The organism is Halomonas sp. KM072, assembly GCF_050710315.1.
Classification (GTDB): Bacteria; Pseudomonadota; Gammaproteobacteria; order Pseudomonadales; family Halomonadaceae; genus Vreelandella; species Vreelandella hamiltonii.
The window spans coordinates 2,346,460-2,369,052 of record NZ_CP136132.1; the positions used below are offsets into that span (position 1 = coordinate 2,346,460).

General features: G+C 61.2%; 19 protein-coding genes and 2 pseudogenes. 10 read left to right on the top strand and 11 right to left on the bottom strand.

The window, feature by feature from the left end; all coding sequences use genetic code 11:
* Window positions 1–50: 50 nt before the first annotated feature.
* The gene (locus RVM26_RS11100) at window positions 51–2,078 is read left to right on the top strand and encodes an AMP-binding protein (protein ID WP_498941737.1); all 2,028 of its coding nucleotides are present in this window, start codon (window positions 51–53) and stop codon (window positions 2,076–2,078) included.
* Between the two features lie 28 nt (window positions 2,079–2,106).
* Here RVM26_RS11100 and RVM26_RS11105 read toward each other — a convergent pair whose 3' ends face one another.
* From RVM26_RS11105 to RVM26_RS11115, 3 genes and pseudogenes are all read right to left on the bottom strand, one after another.
* Window positions 2,107–2,892 carry an alpha/beta hydrolase family protein gene (locus tag RVM26_RS11105; RefSeq protein ID WP_498938622.1) on the bottom strand — a complete coding sequence of 262 codons (786 nt, stop codon included), beginning with the start codon at window positions 2,890–2,892 and terminating at the stop codon, window positions 2,107–2,109.
* Between the two features lie 37 nt (window positions 2,893–2,929).
* A pseudogene (locus RVM26_RS11110) lies at window positions 2,930–4,749 on the bottom strand (mechanosensitive ion channel family protein).
* A gap of 81 nt (window positions 4,750–4,830) precedes the next feature.
* Window positions 4,831–5,649: a GDYXXLXY domain-containing protein gene (locus RVM26_RS11115; protein WP_498941739.1), complete on the bottom strand. Its 819-nt coding sequence runs from the start codon at window positions 5,647–5,649 to the stop codon at window positions 4,831–4,833.
* 230 nt (window positions 5,650–5,879) lie between these two features.
* Between RVM26_RS11115 and msrP the strand changes: the two genes are divergently transcribed.
* Both msrP and msrQ read left to right on the top strand, forming a co-directional pair.
* Complete coding sequence (gene msrP / locus RVM26_RS11120) at window positions 5,880–6,896, top strand: protein-methionine-sulfoxide reductase catalytic subunit MsrP (protein WP_498938624.1); 1,017 nt, start codon at window positions 5,880–5,882, stop codon at window positions 6,894–6,896.
* Entirely contained in the window at window positions 6,896–7,519 is a 624-nt protein-coding gene (gene msrQ, locus RVM26_RS11125) for a protein-methionine-sulfoxide reductase heme-binding subunit MsrQ (RefSeq protein WP_498938626.1), read from the top strand. Before msrP ends, msrQ begins: the two co-directional genes overlap by 1 nt.
* A gap of 2 nt (window positions 7,520–7,521) precedes the next feature.
* Here msrQ and RVM26_RS11130 read toward each other — a convergent pair whose 3' ends face one another.
* The gene (locus RVM26_RS11130) at window positions 7,522–8,100 is read right to left on the bottom strand and encodes an NAD(P)H-dependent oxidoreductase (protein ID WP_039183470.1); all 579 of its coding nucleotides are present in this window, start codon (window positions 8,098–8,100) and stop codon (window positions 7,522–7,524) included.
* 165 nt (window positions 8,101–8,265) lie between these two features.
* On the opposite strand from RVM26_RS11130, the gene RVM26_RS11135 reads away from it, so the two are divergent.
* The 3 genes from RVM26_RS11135 (at window position 8,266) to RVM26_RS11145 (ending at window position 10,931) form a co-directional block, all read left to right on the top strand.
* Window positions 8,266–9,162: a LysR substrate-binding domain-containing protein gene (locus RVM26_RS11135; protein WP_498938629.1), complete on the top strand. Its 897-nt coding sequence runs from the start codon at window positions 8,266–8,268 to the stop codon at window positions 9,160–9,162.
* A gap of 83 nt (window positions 9,163–9,245) precedes the next feature.
* A complete protein-coding gene (locus RVM26_RS11140; RefSeq protein ID WP_498938631.1) occupies window positions 9,246–10,709 on the top strand; it encodes a metal-dependent hydrolase family protein in 1,464 nt (487 codons plus the stop codon).
* 30 nt (window positions 10,710–10,739) lie between these two features.
* On the top strand, window positions 10,740–10,931 hold the full coding sequence (locus RVM26_RS11145) for a RidA family protein (RefSeq protein WP_498938633.1): 192 nt from the start codon (window positions 10,740–10,742) through the stop codon (window positions 10,929–10,931).
* 268 nt (window positions 10,932–11,199) lie between these two features.
* On the opposite strand, the gene RVM26_RS11150 is transcribed toward RVM26_RS11145, so the two are convergent.
* Window positions 11,200–12,228: an SO_0444 family Cu/Zn efflux transporter gene (locus RVM26_RS11150; protein WP_498938635.1), complete on the bottom strand. Its 1,029-nt coding sequence runs from the start codon at window positions 12,226–12,228 to the stop codon at window positions 11,200–11,202.
* A 71-nt stretch (window positions 12,229–12,299) separates the two neighbouring features.
* Between RVM26_RS11150 and RVM26_RS11155 the strand changes: the two genes are divergently transcribed.
* From RVM26_RS11155 to RVM26_RS11165, 3 genes are read left to right on the top strand one after another with little or no spacing between them, the layout of a single operon-like run.
* Window positions 12,300–12,752 carry a MerR family transcriptional regulator gene (locus tag RVM26_RS11155; RefSeq protein ID WP_498938637.1) on the top strand — a complete coding sequence of 151 codons (453 nt, stop codon included), beginning with the start codon at window positions 12,300–12,302 and terminating at the stop codon, window positions 12,750–12,752.
* Between the two features lie 29 nt (window positions 12,753–12,781).
* Window positions 12,782–13,315, top strand: a complete 534-nt coding sequence (locus RVM26_RS11160) for a hypothetical protein (RefSeq protein ID WP_039183489.1) — start codon at window positions 12,782–12,784, stop codon at window positions 13,313–13,315.
* A 22-nt stretch (window positions 13,316–13,337) separates the two neighbouring features.
* On the top strand, window positions 13,338–13,634 hold the full coding sequence (locus tag RVM26_RS11165; protein WP_016914775.1) for a DUF1330 domain-containing protein: 297 nt from the start codon (window positions 13,338–13,340) through the stop codon (window positions 13,632–13,634).
* On the opposite strand, the gene RVM26_RS11170 is transcribed toward RVM26_RS11165, so the two are convergent.
* The 6 genes from RVM26_RS11170 to RVM26_RS11195 all read right to left on the bottom strand — a co-directional run bounded on the left by RVM26_RS11170 (window position 13,595) and on the right by RVM26_RS11195 (window position 21,741).
* The gene (locus RVM26_RS11170) at window positions 13,595–14,119 is read right to left on the bottom strand and encodes a LabA-like NYN domain-containing protein (RefSeq protein WP_498938639.1); all 525 of its coding nucleotides are present in this window, start codon (window positions 14,117–14,119) and stop codon (window positions 13,595–13,597) included. The genes RVM26_RS11165 and RVM26_RS11170 overlap by 40 nt on opposite strands.
* A gap of 32 nt (window positions 14,120–14,151) precedes the next feature.
* On the bottom strand, window positions 14,152–15,288 hold the full coding sequence (locus RVM26_RS11175) for an RNA-guided endonuclease InsQ/TnpB family protein (protein ID WP_497152607.1): 1,137 nt from the start codon (window positions 15,286–15,288) through the stop codon (window positions 14,152–14,154).
* Between the two features lie 534 nt (window positions 15,289–15,822).
* Window positions 15,823–17,277 (bottom strand): NAD-dependent succinate-semialdehyde dehydrogenase, encoded by a 1,455-nt coding sequence (locus RVM26_RS11180; RefSeq protein WP_498938642.1) that lies wholly within the window; start codon window positions 17,275–17,277, stop codon window positions 15,823–15,825.
* A gap of 80 nt (window positions 17,278–17,357) precedes the next feature.
* Window positions 17,358–18,980 (bottom strand): sigma 54-interacting transcriptional regulator, encoded by a 1,623-nt coding sequence (locus RVM26_RS11185; RefSeq protein WP_498938644.1) that lies wholly within the window; start codon window positions 18,978–18,980, stop codon window positions 17,358–17,360.
* 123 nt (window positions 18,981–19,103) lie between these two features.
* Window positions 19,104–20,525, bottom strand: a complete 1,422-nt coding sequence (locus RVM26_RS11190; RefSeq protein WP_193460871.1) for a hypothetical protein — start codon at window positions 20,523–20,525, stop codon at window positions 19,104–19,106.
* A 52-nt stretch (window positions 20,526–20,577) separates the two neighbouring features.
* On the bottom strand, window positions 20,578–21,741 hold the full coding sequence (locus RVM26_RS11195; RefSeq protein WP_498938646.1) for an iron-containing alcohol dehydrogenase: 1,164 nt from the start codon (window positions 21,739–21,741) through the stop codon (window positions 20,578–20,580).
* Window positions 21,742–21,821: 80 nt separating this feature from the next.
* Here RVM26_RS11195 and RVM26_RS11200 point away from each other — a divergent pair.
* Window positions 21,822–22,579, top strand: a pseudogene (locus RVM26_RS11200) (IS3 family transposase); the annotation flags it as partial.
* Window positions 22,580–22,593: the final 14 nt, after the last annotated feature.

Sequence of the window (22,593 nt, forward strand, 5' to 3'; positions counted from 1 at the left end):
GGCATTATAGCATAGCTATTTGGATGCCGGGTTAATATCAACGCTGGTACCTGCGCTGGTTTTTCAAGGCACTGGGCTGCATCCCCATCGAACGCGGCGAGCAGGCCGACATTGCGCTGGCCAAAGTGGCCAACATGCTCAATGCAGGCGAGGTCGTGTGCCTGTTTCCAGAGGGTGCCATCAGCTATAACGGCCAACTGGGCGAGCTGCGCCGAGGCTACCAGCGCGCCTGCCAGCAGGCCGACCCGAGTGTGTGCATCGTGCCCTTCTATCTGCGCGGGCTGTGGGGCAGTCAGTTCTCCCGCTCCTCCAGCAAGCTGAAGGAACTGCGCAACGCGCCGCTGCACCGCTCCGTGGTGGTTGCCTTTGGCAAGCCGCTGCCGAAAGACACCTCCGCCGATGTGCTCAAGCGGCGCATTTTCGAACAGGCCACCCACTCCTGGCTGCACGCCATGGATACCTTGCCCAGCCTGCCCTGCGCCTGGATCAAAAGCGTCAAACGCCGCCCCGGCGCGCCTGCCGTGGCAGATACGTTGGGTAGCGCATTGAGTGCCGGCCAGGCGCTCACGGGCAGCCTGTTGATCGCCAAGCGTCTGATGCGCCACAGCGCCCAGGAGCCCGTCGTCGGGGTGTTGCTGCCCACCAGCTCGGCGGGGGTATTGGCCAATATGGCGACGCTGTTGGCGGGTAAAACGCTGGTCAACCTGAACTATACGGCCAGCCAGGAGGCCCTGGCCTTTGCACTTCAGCAGGCAGAGGTACGCACGCTGCTCACCTCCCGGCGCTTTGTCACCAGGCTGGAGCAGCGCGGCCTCGACGTCACACCGCTGTTGGCCAGCCTTCGCATTCTTTACCTGGAAGACCTGCAGGCCAGCATGACGCGCCGGGAGCGGCTGATGACCTGGCTGGCCGTTCGCTGCCTCCCCGGTTGGCTGCTGCAAACGCTCTTCTGCCGCGCACAGGATGCCCGCGCCACGGCGGCCATCCTGTTCTCCAGCGGCAGCGAAGGGATGCCCAAGGGCGTCATGCTCAGCCACCGCAACCTGATGGCCAATATCAAGCAAACCTCCGACGTACTGAACACCCAGCACGACGATGTGGTGATGGCCTCGCTGCCGACATTTCATGCGTTTGGGTTCACGGTGACTCAGCTGCTGCCACTGGTGGAAGGGCTGCCCCTGGTCTGCCACGCCGACCCGACCGACGTATCCGGGGTTGCCAAGGCCGTCAGCCAGCACCAGGCCACCATCATGTTCGGCACCTCCAGCCTGCTGCGGCTGTTCAACCGTCACCCCAAAGTGCAAGCCGAGCAGTTGCACAGCCTGCGCATCGTGGTCGCCGGTGCCGAGAAGCTGGATGAGCGCGTGCGAGAAGGCTTCATGGCCAGGTTCGGTAAGCCCATTTATGAAGGTTACGGGGCCACCGAAACCGCTCCGGTGGTCTCGGTCAACTTGCCCGACACGCTGGGCTCCCGTTCGCAGCCGCTGCAAAAGGGGCATCAGCCGGGCACGGTGGGCATGCCGCTGCCGGGCACCAGCGTGAAAGTGGTCGACCCGGAAAGCCTGGATGAACTGCCCACCGGGCAAGCCGGTATGGTGATCGTCAGTGGCCCTCAGGTCATGCAGGGCTACCTCCATGACCCCGAACGCACTGCCTCGGCCCTCAAGATGCTGGATGGGCAACGGTGGTACGTCACGGGCGATAAAGGATACATGGACGAAGACGGCTTCTTGACCCTCATCGACCGCTACACGCGCTTTGCCAAGATCGCTGGAGAGATGGTCAGCCTGACCGCCGTGGAAAACGCCGTCCGCGCAGCCCTCGAAGAGGCCGACACCCCGTTGATGGCAGTCAGCCTACCCGACGCACGCAAAGGCGAGCGGCTGGTACTGCTATCGGAAACACCCCTGGACCGCCAGGCAACCGTCTCGGCCATGCGCAGCCAGGGCACCCCCAACCTGATGATTCCAGACCACTGGCTCACGACGGCTGCCCTGCCCCGCCTCGGCTCCGGCAAAGCCGACTTCGCGAGCGCCAAGCGGTTGGCCAAGGAGCAGTTGGATATGACCAACAACTAATGCCAAGGAATGCATGCCTCGACTTCGATCAGCACTTACCAGGTTGCGTGGTATGCAGGTGCAACGCATGGGCAAAGAAGCCAAGCACCTTCTGGTAGTGGAGATTCTGCCCTTCACTACCAGGAATGTGGTCCTCGCCAGCGTAGTAATGAACCTCCGGTTCGCGACCATGGTGACGCAAGCGCTGCTCAAGGCGTTTTGTCATCTCTACCGACCACATTTGATCATCGGTTCCGTGAGAAATGAACAGCGGGCCTGGATAACGTTCGATCTCGATAGGCGTTGTGGGCAGTAGACCATCATGACGCCCACGCCATTGCCAGGCTCGCTGACGGGCGTCCCAGGCTTGCCAACCTGGGTCGCCTGCATCCCGAAAACTTCGCGCATCGAAGGCGCCGCACACTACATCGGGTGGGCTATGCACGGCGATGGCGTCAGGCAAGCCAGGCATTGCCTCACGTGCCATCAGGGTACCCAGCAGTAGGGCTTGCTCGGCACCGCGAGAAACGCCGTAGAGGCCGACCCAGTCAGCCGCATAACCAGAAGCGCGTAACGCTAGCAGCGCTTCAGCGCTGCGCTCCAAGGGATAATCAATGATGTGTCCCGCATTCCAGACGTTGCCACCCTGTGAATAACCCAATGGAAACGCCAGGTATCCATGTGCAGCCAACAGCATCGCATCTCGATGGCTCCATCCCGACCAGGCCCCTTCCGAACCATGCAGCAGCATCACGGCAGGAAACGGCCCTTCACCGGCAGGGCCATAGGTCACGCCCCAACCAGGCAGCATCCGTTGCACGATATTGAGTGTCATCTCGCTAATCTGTCTCCGTCATGTTCATGATATCGGCCTAGTCGGGGGCGCTGTTGCCTCCGGTTTCTGCGCTGCTTTCGCTGCTGGCGTCTCCGCGGTTGTCGCTGCTGCCTTCACCGGGCCCACGGCGGGTGCGTTCATGCGTTTCCTGGCGGGCGCTCGACGTGGTTCCCGAGCGCTGGCCGTGGCCCTTGGCCACGTCGTGGTGGCTGATGACCATGACCTCGCGGGGCCACCATTCGGGGTGCTCATCGCGGATGTAGGCCATGAGCTGCTCGCGGATGTTCATTTCGGCGGTCCAGCCCGATAGCGGGTCGGAGGTCATCAGGTAGCAGGTGACGGTCTGCGCATGTGCCGTTTGCCCTGTGACGTAGCACAGCAGCTTGTGGTGCTCGACTACGGACTCTTCGGCCTCGGCAAACTCGATAAACTTTTCACGAATTTTGGAGATGTCGGCACTCAAGTGCAGCGTCAGCTCCAGAAAGCGATACATCTTGGCACTTTTGACCGACAGGTTCTCGAAAGGCTTCGAGATGAAGTAGGTCACCGGCACGATCAAGCGACGCTCATCCCAGGAGCGCAGGCGGATGAAGGTATAGAAGATACCCTCTACGTAGCACCATTGGCCCTCGAAGATCACCAGGTCACCGATGCGCACCGGCTTGGCCAGCGAAAGCTGAAAAGAGGAGAGAATGTTGCCCAGCACTGCCTGGCCCGCAATGCCCACCAGCACGGCCAGCACGCTGGCCGAGGCCAACAGCGAAAGGCCCAGGGATTCGAACAGCTTGATCTGCCCCAGCACGTACACCGACACCGACACCACCGTGACCAGAATGATGCCACGCCGCAAGGCGTACAGGCTGGTCAGCAGACGGCGCTTGTCGCGGGGTTTGGTATCGTCGATTTCCCCACCAGGCGACGCGTCATGCGCAGCATGATGGTATCCACCAGGCGTAGCGCGATGGTGCCCGCGCCCCAGGCCATCACGGCAATCAGCAATACCCGGAAGGTGGTAGTGGCCACGGCGGAAAACGACACCACGTAATCCAGCAGTGCCTGAGTGAACAGCGCCATCACGATCAGCGCAACGGGCACCCCGATCTGGTCGGCGAAGATGGTCGACACACCGGAGGGCAACAGGCGCGCCACGAGCCTCACGGCATAGTAGGCCACGACGCCCACTCCGCTCACCGTCAGCAAAAACAGCGGAATGGCCAGCCACTCCCATACCTTCAGCATGCCGAACGAGGTCTTGAACCGCTCGGGGATATACTGCTCGATCACCGAAGGCCCGTACTCTTCATACAGCTCGGGAATCGCTGACACGCTCTCCGGCATCACCAGCCACACGGGGTCTTCATCGGGGATGCGGTAACGGCCCAGGCGCACATCGTACGCATCGCCATTGATCTGCAACGAGGCCAGCTCGATATTACGTCGGGGTTGGCCGGTCATCGGGTTCTGGCCGGACGGGTCTTCAATGGCCGCATCCTGACGCCCGGACAAGTTGGAGGCGTTGAGCCACTCGCCGCGCCGCAATACTTCGGCCAGCTGCTCGGCCAGTTCGGCCCCCCGGCCGGGCTGCTCACCCGAGTCGATATCCGCCAGGTTGAGCAGATGTGCGGCCGCCGCGTAGTCCCCCTCCTCGGTGAGCGTCAGGAAGCTGCGAATCGCTTCCCTGGGCGATAGCCGCTTGACCTCTTCCGGGACTTCGCCCAGTCCGGCATTCAGCGTGTCTGCGGTGAACCAGCGCTCATCTTCGCTTTCGTCGCCCTGGCTCTGCGCCAGGCCCATGTGCGAGAAACATAGCCCTACCAGCAGTACTAGCCAGTATCGCCATCCGTGTGCTTTCGTCATTCTCGCCTCTATCCGTGCTTATGGTTGGACCAAGTACAGACCACGATAGCCCGTGAAGCAAGTCACACCCCGACGGGCTAGTCACGGAGCCAACCCTCCCAGGCGCTGCAACGCCTCATCGTAAAGCCCCGTCAGCAGTAGCACCCCTTGGGCATTTACCCGGAACTGGCCATAGCGCGCCGCTTCGTAGCGCTCGGCATGTCCCTCCTGAAAGAAAAAGGCGTCGGTGGCAAAGCGCACCTGCCCATGGCGCAGGCGAAACGCCAGGCGGCGCTCGTCACTGGCCAAGGGTGAGCCATCGTCCAGGCGCTGAAAACGAGCGACCTGCGCATCGTCCAGACGCACCACGACCTCGCCATTCAGGGCGTCAGGAAGGGCCTGGGAGTGATCCTCGTAAAGCGCCTGCCGCAACCGCTGGGCCAGCGCAAAGTCGAGCGCCATGTAATCGCCCTGCATCAAGGAACGCGGGTCCACCGGTGCCAGCGCCAGGTAGACGATTTCTCCTTCGGCCAGGTGGCGCTCCTTCTGCCAGATGGCAGCATTGACGGCCGCCAGCACCAGCAGCGTGGAGAGCATCAGCGCCCAGCGGAAGCGACTGGCACGAGCACGGCGCTCCAGCGGTCTGGAGTCAGCCTCGTGTGCGCGCCTCGCCAGCAGCCCACGCGCCCCCAACACCGCTATTCCCAGTAACAGCAGCAGCCCTGATTTGGCCAGTAGCGAAAGGTCCAGCCAGTAGTAATAGTGCCCCAGAGCCACCAGCCACAGCACCACGCCTGCGCCCAACACCAGCCGCTGACCCAGGGCGTATCCGAGCAACAGCAGCGCCAGCCCGGCGCTCAGCCCCGGCACGTAGAAGGCCAGCCCAGCCAAGGCAGCAGCCGCATGAACAGCTGGTGCCAGTCCGCGCTCGTTGGGTAGCTCTGGGGGTTCTGCTCATCAACTCTTGAAGGCATACGCATGGAGTCCACAGGGGCCAAGGCCTTGGCCAGTAAGACATGACGCCAGTCAGCGTCAAAGCGATATAAAGGTTATACACTGACAAAGAAATGGAGAACTTCTCCTCTCCTCCATCGTCAAAGGTGACGCTCTTCTTGCACCTTGGACATGCTCTTCTACGCAGAGGCTCCCCCATGCTGATAAAAATTGCCAAGCCCAGTGATTTGAAAGAATCGGATGTCACCCCGGAATCCATCTATCTGTCGCGCCGACAATTCATGGGCGGCATGGCGGGGCTGGGGGCTGGGCTTGCGCTGTCGGGGCACGCCCGCGCCAATGCGGACTATTCGGATGTGCCAGCAGGCAGCGGCCCAGAGTGGCTGCAGCAAAAGATCGGCGATACCCAGTGGGGAGCCGTGACCCCCAGCGACCCCGACACAGACACCCTGACCCCCTTCGACGATGCCAGCGGCTATAACAACTTTTATGAGTTCGGCACCGGAAAAACCGACCCCGCCCGCCGGGCTGGCAGTTTAAAAACCGAACCCTGGAGCGTGGTGGTCGATGGCGAGGTGAACAACGGCGGCCGCTTTGCGCTGGAAGACCTCGTCAGCCCTACCCAGTTCGAAGAGCGCATCTACCGCTTGCGCTGCGTGGAGGCGTGGTCGATGGTCATTCCCTGGCTGGGCATTCCGCTGGCCGACATCATCACCCGCGCCGAGCCCACCAGCAAAGCCAAGTACGTGCGCTTCGAAACCCTGGTGGACCCAGAGCAGATGCCTGGCCAGCGCTCGTCGTTTTCGCTGATCGACTGGCCTTACGTGGAGGGCCTGCGCATGGATGAAGCCATGCACCCGCTGACCCTGATGGCGCTGGGCATGTATGGCCGCGAACTGCCCAACCAGAACGGCGCGCCGCTGCGCCTGGTGGTGCCCTGGAAATACGGGTTCAAGAGCATCAAGTCGATCGTGCGCATTTCGCTGGTCGAAGAGCAGCCGATGAACTCCTGGCAGCTGATTGCCCCCAATGAGTACGGCTTCTATGCCAACGTCAACCCGGAAGTGGATCACCCCCGCTGGAGCCAGGCCACCGAACGCCGCCTGCCCAACAGCCTGTTCAGCCCCAATACCATGGACACCCTGATGTTCAACGGCTACGCCGACGAAGTGGCCGAGCTGTATGCCGGCCTGGACTTGAGAGCCAACTACTGATGGCCACACCACGCACCTGGTGGCTATGGCGCGGCGGCGTGTTCCTGGCCGCGCTGGCCCCCCTGCTGTACTGGAGCGGTCAGGTGGCCAGCAACGCCGCTGGCCCGGAACCCGGGCGCTACCTGCTACTGAACCTGGGCATTGGCGCGCTTTGGCTATTGCTGATGACCCTGAGCCTGACCCCGCTGACCAAGCTCACCCGCTGGAAAGGCTTCAACCTGATCCGACGGCAGTTGGGGCTGTGGACCCTCGCTTACGCGACCCTTCACCTGCTGAGCTATGCCCTGTTCATTCTGGGGCTGAACTGGGCCCTGCTGGGCAGTGAGCTGGTCAAGCGGCCTTACATCGTGGTGGGCATGATCGCCCTGCTGGGGCTGGCCGTGCTGGGAGCAACCTCCAACCGCTGGTCGATGCAGCGACTGGGCAAACGCTGGAAGCCCCTGCACAAGTTTGCCTACGTCATCCTCGCCCTGGTACTGCTGCACTTCTTCTGGGTGGTACGCGCCGACCTGCGCGAATGGGCCGTGTATGCCGCCGCTTCCGCTCTGATCATGGCGACCCGCCTGCCGCCAGTGGCACGCACGCTGCCCAAGCTGCGACAGCGTGCCAGTCAGCTCAGGTAGCACTAACCGAACACGCGGCGCAGGTGGCGGCGATACTCCGCCTTGTCGCGCTCGACGTCCGGTGCCTTGATGACATCGTTGGCGATGAACGTGGGCTGGGCGGCCAGCCCGACGAACTCCTGGGATTTGTGGAACGCAAAGTAGACGCCATCGACCCCACGCCCTTCAAAGAAGTTGCCCGGCTCATCGAAGGCTTCGGCGGGGGCATTCCAGGTCAACGACAGCATGTAGTGGCGGCCCTGCAGCAGCCCGCCGCTGCCGTACTGTTTGGAAGGGTCCTGACGCGAACGGCCATCGCTTGCGTACAGCGCGCCATGCCCCTCGGTAAAGACTTCATCGATATAGCGCTTGACCGTCCAGGGCGCGCCCATCCACCAGCCGGGCATCTGGTACACGATGGTGTCGGCCCACAGGTAGTGCTGTACTTCGGCAGCAGTCTCGTAGCCTTGCTCGATGACCGTCTCGCGCACGTCATGCCCCAGTTCCAGCAGGGTTTCCTTTGCAACGGCATGCAGCGTATTGTTGAGTTCACCACCAGAGTGGGCAAACGCTTTACCGCCATTGATCAACAGTATCTTCATGGCTGACACCTCACTGTGTTGTCGATTGGCTCGCTTGATGTTTCACTGCGAGCCATTGAGTGGGCGATATTGTGCAGTGAACAATGCCTTGGAAACAGCGCTCACCCCGCAAGAGACTCTTGCACAAAAATCAACAATCACTTGCCACGACCAGGCCTGGTAGCCATGAAAAGTACTCTGGAAGAGCAGCAAGCCTTCATTACCGTCGTGGACTGTGGCTCGATCACCGCCGCCGCCGAGCAGTTGGACATGACGGTCTCCGGCGTCAGCCGCGCCCTGCATCGGCTGGAGCATAAGCTGGGCACCACGCTCCTGCGCCGCACCACCCGGCGGCTGGAGCTGACGGAGGAAGGCGACACCTTTCTGGCCCACTGCCGCAGCATCCTGGCCGCCGTGGAAGCGGCCGAAGAGGCCGTGCAGGACCGCCATCAGCAGCCCAGCGGGCGGCTGCGCATCAATGCCGCGCCCAGCTTCATGCAATTCGTGGTGGTGCCGCTGATCGAGGAGTTTCGCGCCCGCTACCCGCAAATCACCCTGGAGCTGGATACCCATGACCGCTTTGTAGACCTGCTGGAACAGCGGGTAGACCTGGCCATTCGCATTGGCGCGCTGGAAGATTCGTCGCTCCATGCGCGCCCCCTGGGCCACAGCGCCCTGCGCGTGCTGGCCAGCCCCGCCTACCTGGCGCGCCATGGCACCCCCTCTCAGGTAGCGGAACTGGCCCAGCACACCCTGCTCGGCTTCAGCCAGTTGGACCACCTCAACCGCTGGCCGTTGAACGGCGCCAATGGCCAGCCGCTGCACATCGCGCCCACCCTGGCGGCATCCAGCGGCACCACCCTGCTGGAGCTGGCAATCTCAGGCGTCGGTATCGTGTGCCTGGCCGATTTCATGACCCAAGCCCCACGCCAGCGTGGCGCGCTGGTGGAAGTGTTGCCCGACCACACCACGCTGATCACACAGCCCATCCATGCCGTCTACTATCGGCAGGCCACGCTTTCCCATCGCACGCGGCTGTTCATGGAGTTTCTGGCCGAGCGGCTGCCACCGCATTATGTCTAGCAGCGCGCTACGGGCCAACATCGCTTAATCCACACCGCTGCCCTAAGATGCAGAGATAGCACCCCACCCACACGAGGCTACCCATGACGGTTGCTGCGCTGAACGCCCCGCTCTTTGCCCCCCATGCCCACGGCGCCTGCTGCTGCGGTTCACCGCTACTGCAACAGTTTCACGAACGGGTAATGGCCGACGTGAGCCGTCGCCAGGTATTGGGGGGCACCGCAGCCGTCATGGCCATGTTCGTCGGTCTGCAACTGCCGTCGCTGGCCAGCGCCCAGCCGCGCACCGCGAATGGCCCGCTGCTGTTGACCCATCTACAGCTGTTCGATGGCAGCGGCAGCGCGCTGCAACGGGACGCGGCCGTACGGGTCGAAGAGGGCCGCATTCGCGCCATTCTGCCCGCAGATGCCGCCGCTGAAGGGGCCGAGGTCATCGATTGTGGAGGACGCACGCTGATGCCTGGGCTCATCGACGTCCATTGGCACACCACGCTGGCCGCCATCACCCAAACCACCGCCATGACCGCCGATGTGGGCTACCTTCACCTGGTGGCAGCTCAGGAGGCCCGGCGCACGCTGATGCGCGGCGTGACATCGGTGCGCGACGTGGGCGGCCCCGCCTTTGCCCTCCAGCGCGCCATCGATGAAGGCATCGTAGATGGCCCCCGCATCTTTCCGGCAGGCGCCATGATTTCCCAGACCTCCGGCCACGGCGACTTTCGCCTGCGTCACGAGGTGCCCAGAGGCAGCAACACGCCGCTCAGCGAACAGGAACGCCAAGGCGTCGCGGCCATTGCCGATGGTGAAGACGAAGTCCTGCGACGCACCCGGGAGCAGCTCATGCTGGGCGCGTCGCAAATCAAGCTGATGGCGGGCGGCGGCGTGGCTTCCCTCTACGACCCACTCGACAGCACCCAGTTTACCGAACGCGAACTGCGCGCCGCCGTGGAAGCCGCCGACGACTGGGGCACCTACGTGATGGTGCACGTCTACACCTCCAGAGGCATACAGCGAGCGCTGCGAGCCGGGGTGAAATCCATCGAACACGGCCAGCTGGCCGATGAAGAAGCCGCCCGCATGATGGCCGGTGAAGGTGCCTGGTGGAGCCTGCAGCCCTTTCTGCAAGACGAAGATGCCAACGTCTACCCAGACGCCGCCCGCCGAGAAGCCCAGCGGCAAGTCGCCGAAGGCACCGTCCGTGCCTACGAGCTGGCCCAGCGTTTCAACATCCACACCGCCTGGGGCACCGACATCCTGTTCAGCCCTCAGAATACGCCCAACCAATTGCGCCAGCTCGCCAAGCTCACGCGCTTCTACGACCCGCTTACCGTACTGGCCATGGCCACCGGGCGTAACGGCGAACTGCTGGCTCTTTCCGGCCCACGCAACCCCTACCCCGGCACGCTCGGCAAAATTGAGCCCGGCGCCTGGGCAGACCTGCTGTTGGTCGACGGCGACCCCAGCCGCAACCTGGACTTCCTGAACGACCCCGAGCAGAACCTGCGCCTGATCATGAAAGGCGGGCGTATTTATAAAGACACCCGATAGCCCCAGCGCCAACACAAGCGCTAGAACGCCATGACTTCGACCACCCAATCGATGAATACGCGCAGTTTGGCGCTGACGTGTCGGTTGGGGGGAAAGGCGATGTACATCGGCATGGGGGCGATTCCAGCAAAGCCCTACCCCAACTGGATGGCGGTCGGCGTCACATGGCTGGCGGGATTCGACTTTGAAATCAAGGTCATTGCAAGGCTGCCCACGACTTAGCCAATACACTTCAAATGATGCGTATCAAGCGAAGGGGCAGCACTCCCCCAACGCGATAGCTCCTCATTTTGGACTCCTGATGGATCAGCTAAATCTCGACTACACGGTGGTCATTTTTGCCTGTCTCGCCTTTACTGCCGGATTGGCAAGGTCCGGAAAGCCAATCCCAGTCAGTGAAAGGGCCAGCTAGTACGAACACTGAGGGTGTGAGTCGGCGATCACACCGCCCGCTGTCGACCCTTGCCTCACCGAACACCCGAAGCGGCGTTTAAAACCCCAACAAGCGGCGGCGTATCGGCCGAACAGCCACTATCATCAGCACTGCCAAGGCCAGCCACTCTAACCAGTGCGGTAGCAACTCTTGCACTTGTTTTGCCTGCTCCATTGGGCTCCAGCCAGCCATGCCAACGGCCACATCAAATAGCCAACCTACCAGCACCGTAACGCAGAGCACACTGGCAAGGTACACTGCCAGGGCAGGAGTGCCTAACTCACGGCGCAAGATAGCCAGCGTAGCCAAGCTGGTAATCGGCCCTGCCAGCAAGAACACCAGCGCCATTCCAGGGGAGATCCCCGCCAACAACAGCCCTGCTGCCACTGGCGTCGCCGCTGCTGCGCAAATGTAAAGCGGAATACCCACCACTGCCATCAGCATCAGCGCCCACAGGCCACCCGAAAAACGCACCAACGTATCCGGCGGCACCAGCGTGACCAGCACACCGGCCAGCAGCAACCCGGCAAACATCCACGCACTGATGTCGTCCAGCAGATCGCTAAACGCATAGCGTAACCCTGCCCTAAGGCCGCTCGGCTCATCGACATGTGCGCGTTGATCATGGCAACCGTTGGAAGCGCAGCAGCCACCGGAAACAGCGGGTGCGGATGCTGCTACGGCGGCTTCACGGGTCAAGCCTACTAGCAGGCCTGTCACAATCGCCGTTACCAACGCGCCACCAACACGCATCACTGCCATCAGCGGGCCTAGCAGTACGCTGGTGAGCAGAACCGAGTCCACGCCCACGCCTGGGGTGCTGATTAAAAACGAGGTGGTAGGCCCACGCCCCGCGCCACCACGGTGCAGCGCAATGGCAGTAGGAATGGCGCCACAGGAACACAGCGGCAGCGGCATGCCAATCACCGCCGCCCGGACGATGCTGCCAAGGCCGCGCCCCCCCATCCAACGCTGCAGCAGGCTTTCCGGCAGCCAAGCTTTAATCATCCCGGCAATGGCCAGCCCCAACAGCAGCCACGGGGCTGCCGTTAGCGCAATTTGCAGCAGCTCGGCTATCAACGTCATGTCATCACCTGCTTGTCCACTCTGGGAATAAGGGCTAGCCTAAACCCTGTCATCGTTACAAGGTCAAGCCAATGACACACGTCTACCGCATTGGAGAGGTGGCTACCCGCACAGGCTGCTCGCCGGAGAGTATTCGCCACTACGAAAAGCTTGGCCTACTGCCACCCCCGAAACGGGGCGAGCAGGGCTATCGTCACTACGACCAGGCAGCCCTGGAGCGCATCAGTTTCATTCGGCATGGCCGCAACCTGGGGCTGGACCTGCACAGCATCCAGGAGCTGCTAGCGCTCTCCGACCGCCCTGACACCGACTGCAGCGCCGCCGATGCTATCGCCAGCCGTCATTTGACGCACCTGGAAGCGCGCATTGCCAAACTGCAAGCGCTGGCAGATGAACTCCGCCAAGTGATTCATCAGTGCCGCGGCGGCAAAGCCGCCGACTGCCAAATCATTCAAACACTGTATGAGCACCAGCCTTCTTGCAGTGACACCACCTGTGGTGAAAGCCAATCTTTACTAAAATGACGCTCGGCCATCACCAAAAGGAATTGCATATGATCGAAACAAGGGAAGAGCTCGACGCCATCAAGAAGTCCTGCCATGCCATGGTGACGCGCAGCGCCGGCCTCTCTGCAGGTACGGCGATGATTCCCGTGCCGGGGCTGGACATTGGCTCGGATGTGGCGATCCTGATGCGCATCATCCCCAAGATCAACAGCCAGTTTGGGCTAACGCCGGAGCAGATCGACCGTCTGGATACCGAAAGCAAGCTGTTCGTCATGACCGCCATCTCCAATACCGGCAGCAAGATGGCGGGCAGGTACATCACCAAAAACCTAATCGTGACCCTGCTCGGCAAGATGGGCATCAAAGTTGCCGCCAAAGGCACCAGCAAATTCGTCCCACTGATTGGCAGCGCCGTGGCGGGCGGCATCAGTTTTACCGCCATGAAATACATGGGCAACAGCCACATCGAAGACTGCTACAAGGTCGCGTTGGCCGCCCTGGAAAACCGTCAAATCGAACCGATGGCCGACGCCGACCCCGAGGCGCCAGCCGATGACTCCCACCCGACCGAGACGCCGTAGCGTCGACCAACAAGGAAATCCAATGCCTGCTTATGTCGTTTTGACCCGTGAACACACCCACAACAGCGAAGAAATGCAGCGCTACAGCGAAAAGGCCAAAGCCGCTCGGGAAGGCCACGACCCGCAGCCGCTGGCCTTCTACGGAGACTTCGAAGTGCTGGAAGGCAGCGCCATGGAAGGCGCCGTGATCCTGCGCTTCCCCGACATGGCCGCCGCCCGCGCCTGGTACCAAAGCCCCGCCTACCAGGAAGCCCGTCAGCACCGCTTCCTGGGCGCCGATTACCGCGTCTTCTTGGTAGAGGGTATTGAAGAGGTGTGATGGCGCAACAAGTCACCCTCGATGGGAATGAACTGGCTGGCGGCGTTGATCAGGGAAGCGGCGGTGAGCTGGGGCACGCCGTAGACTTCCACCCGTTTGCCGTGGGCCTCACGGATCTTCTGCGCCAACCGGTCGAAGTCGCCATCGCCGGAGACCAGCACCACCACATCCGCCTTCTCGGCGTATTCGATGGCATCGAGGGTGATGCCTACGTCCCAATCACCCTTGGCCGAACCATCCGCGCGCTGAATGAACGGCTTTAACCTGACCTCGAAGCCAATCGAACGGAGGATATTCTGGAACTCACGCTGCTTGGCATCGCCCTTGTCGATGGCATAGCAGCGGGCGGCCAGCACCTCCCGGTTCGCCGTTGCCTTGGCCCAGAAACGACGGTAATCGAAGTGCCTTCCGTAGGCGTCGCGTACGGTGTACTGACACTCCCCGCCCGCCGCGCTTCGCGCTTTGGGCGAGGGTTCTGAGATCACCCCCAGAACCTTCCTGCTTCCACACGCCTTCACTAGATAGCAGCCAGGCCGCTGCCCTCCGCTCCGGTCGCTCCACAGGCTAACCCCGCCAGCCCGGCGGTTTGTATATTCCTGGCCGCGTTGATGTCGCGGTCAATGGGATAGCCGCAGCTTTCGCAGTGCCAGTGACGTTGCGACAGCGGCAGTTTCTCAACCTTGTAGCCACAGCCATGACACCGCTTGCTGCTGGGGAACCACTGGCTCACTTTCACCAGTTGGCGCCCCGCCCAGGCGGCCTTGTATTCCAGTTGCCGGACGAACTCACCCCACCCGGCATCGCTAATGGATTTAGAAAGCCGTCTATTCTTGATCATACCAATGATATTAAGTGACTCGACGCACAGGACTTGGTTTTCGTTAATGAGTGCGCGGGTCGCTTTGTGGGTAGCGTCACGGCGACAGTCGGCGATCTTGGCATGTAGCCGTGCCACTTTCCAACGGTGTTTGTTGCGGTTGTTTGAACCTGCCTGTTTTTTCGCCAACCGGCGCTGCAAGCAGGCCAGCTTCGCCTCGTAGCGTTTCAGATGACGCGGATTGCCCGATTTTGCGCCGTCACTGGTAATGAACAAATCGCTCAAGCCGAGGTCAATGCCGACCGTTTTGCGCGTGACCGGTAGCGCTTTTGGCACGAAATCACACAGGCAACTGATGAAGTAGCGTCCAGCACGATCGCGTGAAATCGTGATGGTAGAGGGTGCAGAGGGTAGTGACCGGCTCCATCGGATGGGTAACGGCGTCTTCGCTTTTGCGATAGTGATCTCACCATCCCGATAGCGGAACGCGGCCTTGGTCAGCCGGATCGACTGCCGGCAATCCTTGCGCTTGAAACGTGGGTAACGCGCCTTGAGCTTTGGGTTGAAGAAGTTGTCGAAGGCGGCTTTCTGGTCGCGGAGCGTTTGCTGCAGGATCACGCTGGAAACATCCCGCAACCACGGAAACTCCGCCTTTAAGCCCACCAGTCGCTTTTCCGCCGATGAGTGCGAGACCGATTCACCGCGCTGCTGATACGCCTCGGTGCGATAGGCCAGGGTATTATTCCAGACAAAACGGGCACACCCGAACGACTGCGCCAGCAGCTCAGCCTGTTCGGAGGTGGGGTAGAACCGTTCTTTGTAGGCACGCTTTGTCATGCTGTATAAATATCAGGGTAATGAGGCGAAGTCAATCTGGCACCGCTACGCGGTGCGCGCTTGTATCACCACCCGACTGGGCGATGCTTTACGCGCTGTTTGGTAAACGTTCTGAGTGTCTACGAAGATGGCAACGCGGGTCATGGCATGGGGGGCCTCGGCAGTGAGTGTGCCCCCATGGTACGCGATATATCTTGGCCCAGTGTTTTTGGCCGCTACAAGGATACTCCCCCGCCATTGCCTGGCCATGGGCAAATCACGTAACTGAGCGCCGGATGCTCGCCTGCAAATATCGCCGTCCGTTCGGGAAAGCGCTGCGCATTGACTGCTAGATAATTAGCCACATTCAAAGTGGGTAGTCTCCATGTTGTCATTGTTGTCACCTAATCAGGCTAGGCGGAGAAGCTACTGATACCTATACGTAGTAATACGCAGCTCACTAACCTAAACGTCTAGTAAGGGCCAAAAAAAAACCCCGCAGTGAGAGCACTCACCCGGGGCCTTGGAACTAAAAACAGGCTGCTAAAGTGAAGGCTACTCCGCCTGCTTGATACCCAGGCAGAGGTACTTCATCTCGGTATATTCATCGATCCCGTAACGCGAGCCTTCGCGGCCGATGCCTGAAGACTTGACCCCACCGAACGGAGCTGCCGCCGTTGAAATCAAACCGGTATTGATGCCCACCATGCCGTACTCCAGCGCCTCGGAAACGCGCCAGATGCGCGAGACACTTTCAGCATAGAAATAGGCCGCCAGCCCGAACTCCGTATCGTTTGCCAGGCGAATCACTTCAGCCTCGTCTTCGAAGCGGAATACCGGTGCCAGAGGGCCGAATGTCTCCTCGCGGGCACATGCCATGTCCGCTGTCGCCTCGGCCACCACCGTGGGTGCGTACCAGGTCCCCCCTAGCGCATGGCGCTGCCCTCCAGCCAGCACTCGCCCTCCTTTGGCCAAGGCATCCTGAAGGTGCTCTTCCACCTTGGCCACCGCCTTCTCGGAAATCAGCGGCCCGATATCCACCCCCTCCTCGCAGCCAGCGCCCACCTTCAAGGCCTGAGTACGCTGCGCCAGCCGCTCCACAAAAGTGTCGTAAACACCGCTTTGCACATAGATACGGTTAGCGCACACGCAAGTCTGCCCGGCATTGCGAAACTTGCTATCGATTGCCCCGGCCACGGCCTCGTCGATATCGGCATCATCGAACACAATAAACGGCGCATTACCTCCCAGCTCCAGCGACACTTTCTTCACCGTCGGCGCACAGGCCGCCATCAGCTTGGCTCCCACCGCCGTAGAACCGGTAAAACTCAGCTTGCGCACTACTGGGCTTTCGGTCAGCACTTGGCCGATGGTCTGTGCATCCCCAGTGACGATATTGATCACCCCGGCAGGTACCCCCGCCTGCTCGGCCAGCGCCGCCAAGGCCAGCGCGGTCAGCGGCGTCTCCATGGCAGGTTTCACCACGATGGTACAGCCTGCGGCCAGCGCAGGGGCCACCTTGCGAGTAATCATCGCCGCCGGAAAATTCCACGGCGTAATGGCCGCACAGACCCCCACCGGCTCACGAGTGACGATGATGCGCTTATCTGCCGCGTGGCCCGGAATGGTATCGCCATAAATCCGCTTGGCCTCCTCGGCAAACCACTCGATAAAGCTAGCGGCGTAGCCGATTTCACCCCGCGCCTCCCTCAGCGGCTTGCCCTGTTCCAGCGTCATCAGCTCGCCTAGGGCCTCCTCGTTCTCCATGATCAGCGCATGCCAGCGGCTCAAAACAGCCGCCCGCTGCGCAGCGGTTTTGCTCTTCCAGGCGGGCAGCGCTACGTTGGCCGCCTCGATGGCACTTGCCACTTGCTGGGCGCTCAGGGCAGGCACATGCCCAAGCGTCGCACCGTCTGCCGGGTTGGTCACCGCCACCTGCTCGCCACTCTCCGACGTCACCCACTCGCCGTTGATATAAGCCGCCTCATGAATCCACGACTGAATCTGCATCACCTACTCCTGTATTGTCATTGATAGAATTGAAACCGTGGGATAGGACCTGGCGTAGAACCTGGCGTGTCAGCGCTGCCTTACCCCAACGGTGAATCGCGCCAGCGGCGCTGCTTTTTCACCAACGTGGATTGGTCCACGCCCAATACTGCCGCTGCCGCGCGAGTAGACCCGTGCAAGGCCAGCGCATGCTCGATCACTTGCCGCTCGAATCGGCTCACCTGATGGCGCAAGGAATGTTGCTCGCAAAGTGCACGCGGCCCTTCCGGTGCCGCGGCTTGGCCGGGGCTGGGAAATAGCTCACGGGGCAAATCTGCCGAGGTCACCTCTTCCTGTTCCAGGGTCACGACCAGGCGTTCGGTGAGGTTCATCAGCTCGCGTATATTGCCCGGCCACGCATACCCCGCCAGCAGCTCCAACGCCTCGGGTGACCAGCGGTGCGACATACCGTGCAACTGATTAAAGTGCACTAAATAATGCTGCAGCAAAGGAATCACCTCCTCGCGCCGCTCCCGCAACGGTGGCAACCGCAGCGGCACCACACTCAGCCGATAGAAGAGATCCTCCCGAAAAGCCCCTTGCTGTACACGCTCCAACAACACCTGATGCGTCGCCGTAATCAGCCGCACGTTGGCTTGCCGAAATGCGGTATCACCCACAGGCAAATAGCGGTTTTCTTCCACCACCTTCAATAGCTTTACCTGCAAGGCCATGGGCAAGTCACCGATCTCATCCAGAAACAGCGTTCCCCCATGGGCCACATCCAGCAGCCCCTGCTTACCCTTGGGCGCAGCACCGGTAAATGCCCCGGCGGCATAGCCAAACAGCTCGGCCTCCAGTAGCCCTTCCGGAAACGCCGTACAGTTCAACTCCATGAACGGGCCATCAGAACGGTCACTGTGCTGATGGATATAACGCGCCAACAAGGTCTTTCCGGTACCGGTTTCACCCTGAATCAGAACCTTGGCCGTCGATTTTGCCACCCGGCGCGCCAGGTCGAAGCAAGGCTCCGTGCACGGGCTGGTAATCACCCCAGGAGCACTCAGCGCCGATACTTCTCGCACCTGATACGCCTCACGGATACGCTCGATCTGCTCAAGCTGCTCCTGGGCATGCTTGGCCAGCAGCAGCTCCGTGATATCGCGAACGCTGGTCACCACATAGGCTAACCTGCCGTCCTGACCAAACAGCGGGGTCCCCGTGACCACGATCTTGCGGCTACCATGGATCGTCTGCGCCAGCGTGATCGGGCGCAGCTCACGAATCACCTCCAGCGACGCCGATTTGGAAATGAACCCCGCCTTGACCAGATCCGCCATGTGGAAGCCCACCACCTCCTCTCGCTGAATACCGGTGATGCGTTCATAAGCCTGATTGATTGTCACCGTGATACCGTTGGCATCGGTGATATAGACCCCATCGTGCAAGGCATCCAGCAAAGAACGCATGGGCTCCTCATCGAACCCGAACGCCTCCACCTCTGCCGCCTCAAGGGCTGGCTTCGCACCGGTGACCCGGTAGCGCAAATGTGCCTCCACCGGCTGGTCGAGTGCCCCTTCCCGCTGAGCCTGCTCGATATCGGTACGGGTCAACACCCCAATCACCTGGCCCTGGCGATGAAACACCTCCACCGCATCCGTACCGTGCTGCTCAAACAAGGGCAATGCCGCCGCCAATGAAAGGCACGCCTCTATTCGCTGCATGATCTCCCTCCAGGGATAACTGCGAACCATCCCGCCATGGCTGGCCGAACCGCACGATTGGCCAGCACACGGCGCCGAACCCCAGCGTAACCCGGCGGCTCGGCCTGCACAGCGTCATGTCGACTACTTTTGCAGCGGGACCCGAGGCTCAGGGTCAGCAGAAGGCACGGATGCTTCCTCCCAATCCTTCACGAAGGTCTTGTCCACCTCGCCCGAGAAGAAACGGCGCCCGTAAATCAGCGCGCACAGCAGAATCCCCACGGCAAAGGCCCAGGTAGCGCCCTTGATGACCAGCATTGCCGCAATAATTCCGGCAATGCCAAGATCACGCTGGCTACGCGCCTCCATGATGCCGATGCGTACGCTGACATAGCCCTGAATCAATAGCGTCAGCGCCAGCGCAATGCCCAGAATAGGCTCTACCAGACTCACGATTGGCAGCAGCAGCAACCCCGTGTTGGTTCCCCAACGGAACGACCCCGAACCCCCGAAGATAGAGTTCATCGCCGCCTTGCCCTGCTTGTAACGCTCAACCGTGACCACATGCATTGCCGCCCACAGCGGGCCACACATCACCACGTCGGGGCCAAAAATGCTCATTCCGAAATTACGACCACCAAAGATCATGTGGGCACGGTTGGGGTTATAGTCGATCTTCTCGTCGCGGCGCTTCTCATCGGCCTCCTCCAGCAGCGCCTTGCTCTGCAACACATCGCCAAACAACACGATATACGCCGCCAACACCGTAGGAATCGCCGTCAGAAACATCATCAGCGGCGGCATGCCCACGCCGAACACCGTGTACTCACTGAACATCAACGCGAAGTCAGGCTGGCTGAACCCCCATTCCACATCTGGCCATGGAGCTTCCCCAAACAGCGGAGCCACCACGATAGCCAGCACGATGATCGGAAAGATTCCCAGTTTGCCTACCGCACCCCACACACCACCCTGGGCTTTCAGCTTATTGAAATGGCGGGAAAAAATAAGATAAAAGGCAACACCCACGGCAATCGTGATGGTAAAGGGATACTGCTCGAAGCGGCCACCCTCATCGAATACCACCACGATGGCCGCCAGACCAGCGCCCATGATCACCCCCGCCTTGATGGCCGAAGGAATCAGCCGCACCACCTTGCTGGCCATGCCCGTGACCCCCAGGCCGATGGCCAGGACCCCCAGCATCATCTGGAAAGCAATCAACGCATGCACCCTATCGACCCCCTCGGGGAAGGTCGCCACATACGCCATCAACAGCGGAATGGCCGGAGTAATCCAGCCAGGGATCACCGGGTCCCCCAGCAGATGGTGCAGCAGGTACAGCAAACCGTTCAAAATTACGATGGCCAGTGCCGCCTCGAAAGGCATCCCCAGCAACTGCATCATGAGCGGAATCGCCGCCAGATCGACGGCACACATCAATAGCCCCTGCAAATAGTCAGGCAGCTCGAAGCGGTAGTGATAGAAAGGCAAGCGAAGCTTGAACGGACCTAACGGCGTGTACGGGCTCTCCTCACCGTCAACGCGATGTTTCCAAGCGCTCATGGCATGAACTCCTGATCGATTTTATTGGTATTGTTAGTAACGCGTCACCGCGTCAGTAGGCGGCGCGATAGATGGCCTCGATATCCTCTAGGCTCAAGACCCTGGGATTATTGCGCAGCAGCCGCTCCACCTTGATAGCTTCGGCAGCCAGCTCGGGAATCGCTGACTCGGGGATATCGAACGAGCGCAAGCCAGACGGAATTTCCACCTCGGCACACAAGCGATGCATACGCGCAATCACGGCATCGGCCACCGCATGGTCGGAAAGCCCCGCCACCGGCTCGCCAAAAGCCTCGGCGATGCCCCGGAAACGCTCCACACACGCCAGCTTGTTCCACTCCATCACGAAGGGCAGCAGCAGCGCATTGGTCACCCCATGGGCCAACTGATAACGCCCGCCCAACGGATACGCCAACGCATGCACTGCCCCGACCCCCGCATTGCCGAACGCCAGCCCCGCCAGCAGGCTACCGGTCGCCATGTCCTCGCGGGCCTGAAGATGCTGAGGATTGGCAAACGCCTTCGGCAACGCCGAAACGATCAACCCCATGGCCTTGACCGCCAAGGCGTCCGTGATAGGCGTCGCAAAATTGGAAAGATACGCCTCCACCGCGTGCACCAGCGCGTCCACACCGCTGGCAGCCGTAACGCTGCGCGGGCAGCTCAGCGTCAGCTCGGGCGCCACGATCGCCACATCCGGCAGCAGGCAATCGCTCACGATGCCCTTCTTCATCTGCTGGACCTTGTCGGACAGAATGGCGATGTTAGTCACCTCCGACCCAGTCCCTGCGGTAGTGGGCATGGCAATCAAAGGCACCTCACGCTGGCGCACCTGCTGCTCGCCAAATAGCGCTTCCAGCGGCCCCTCATGGCGCGCATACACCGCCACGCATTTGGCGATATCCATGGCACTGCCGCCGCCCACGGCAATCACGCTATCGTGCTGGCCCGACACGAACACCTCCGTGCAGGTTTCCACGATAGCCACTTCCGGCTCTGGGGTTACACCATCGAACACACCACAGGAAAGCCCCAAGGCCTGCAACTGCCTGGTAACCCCCTCCAGCGTGCCTGAGGCCACCACCCCGGCATCCGTCACGATCAAGGGATTCTGCATGCCCAGTGCCTGTACATGCAGGCCCAACTGTTCACTGGCCCCCTGTCCGGTAATCAACTTACCCGCACTCTTGAAACTGCTCACCCGATTCAACTGCATAACGTGCTTCCTATTCTTGAAGTGGTCCAATTGGAGCGGACACCCCGATAAGCCTCATAATGGAGGCCATGGAGGTGTTCATGACCAAGAAGACTCGACGTCGGTTTTCCGATGAATTCAAGGCAGATGCGGTGAGCCTGGTGATCGATCAGGGGTATTCCGTATCCGAGGCCGCCCGGCGCCTGGGCGTGGAGCGCAGCGTGCTGAACCGCTGGTGCCGCAAGTACCGTCAGCAGGTCTCCGGCATCCCGGGACGGCAGGAGGACGATCGCGATGCCGAGATCAAGAAGCTCCGCGAAGAAGTTCGTAAGCTTCAGATTGAAAAGGATATTTTAAAAAAGGCGGCGGCCTTCTTCGCCAAAGAGTCGAGCTGAGATACCAGTTCATCGAGTCGGAGAAGGCCACTTATCCCGTGGCCGTGCTGTGTCGGGTTATGCAGGTCAGCCGGAGTGGTTTCTATGACTGGCGACGACGTGGCCCTGATGAGGCGCGCCAGGCCCTGCACCACGAAGTCAGAGAGATTCATCTCCAGAAGCGTGGCAGCTATGGCAGCCGCCGCATGGCCAGAGAACTGCGACGCCGAGGCAACGATGTCGGCCGTTACCAGGCTCGCAGCCTGATGCGGGAAGCTGGTGTAGAGGCACGGCAGCGGCGCCGCTGGCGTCATACAACCGACAGTGAGCATAGCCTACCGGTGGCGCCTAACTTGTTGAACCGCCAATTCATGGTGGCTGAACCGAACCGGGCCTGGGTGGCCGATATCACCGCGATCTGGACGCTGGAAGGGTGGCTCTATCTGGCGGCGGTGCTCGACCTCTACGACCGGCAGCTGGTGGGCTGAGTCTCACCCAA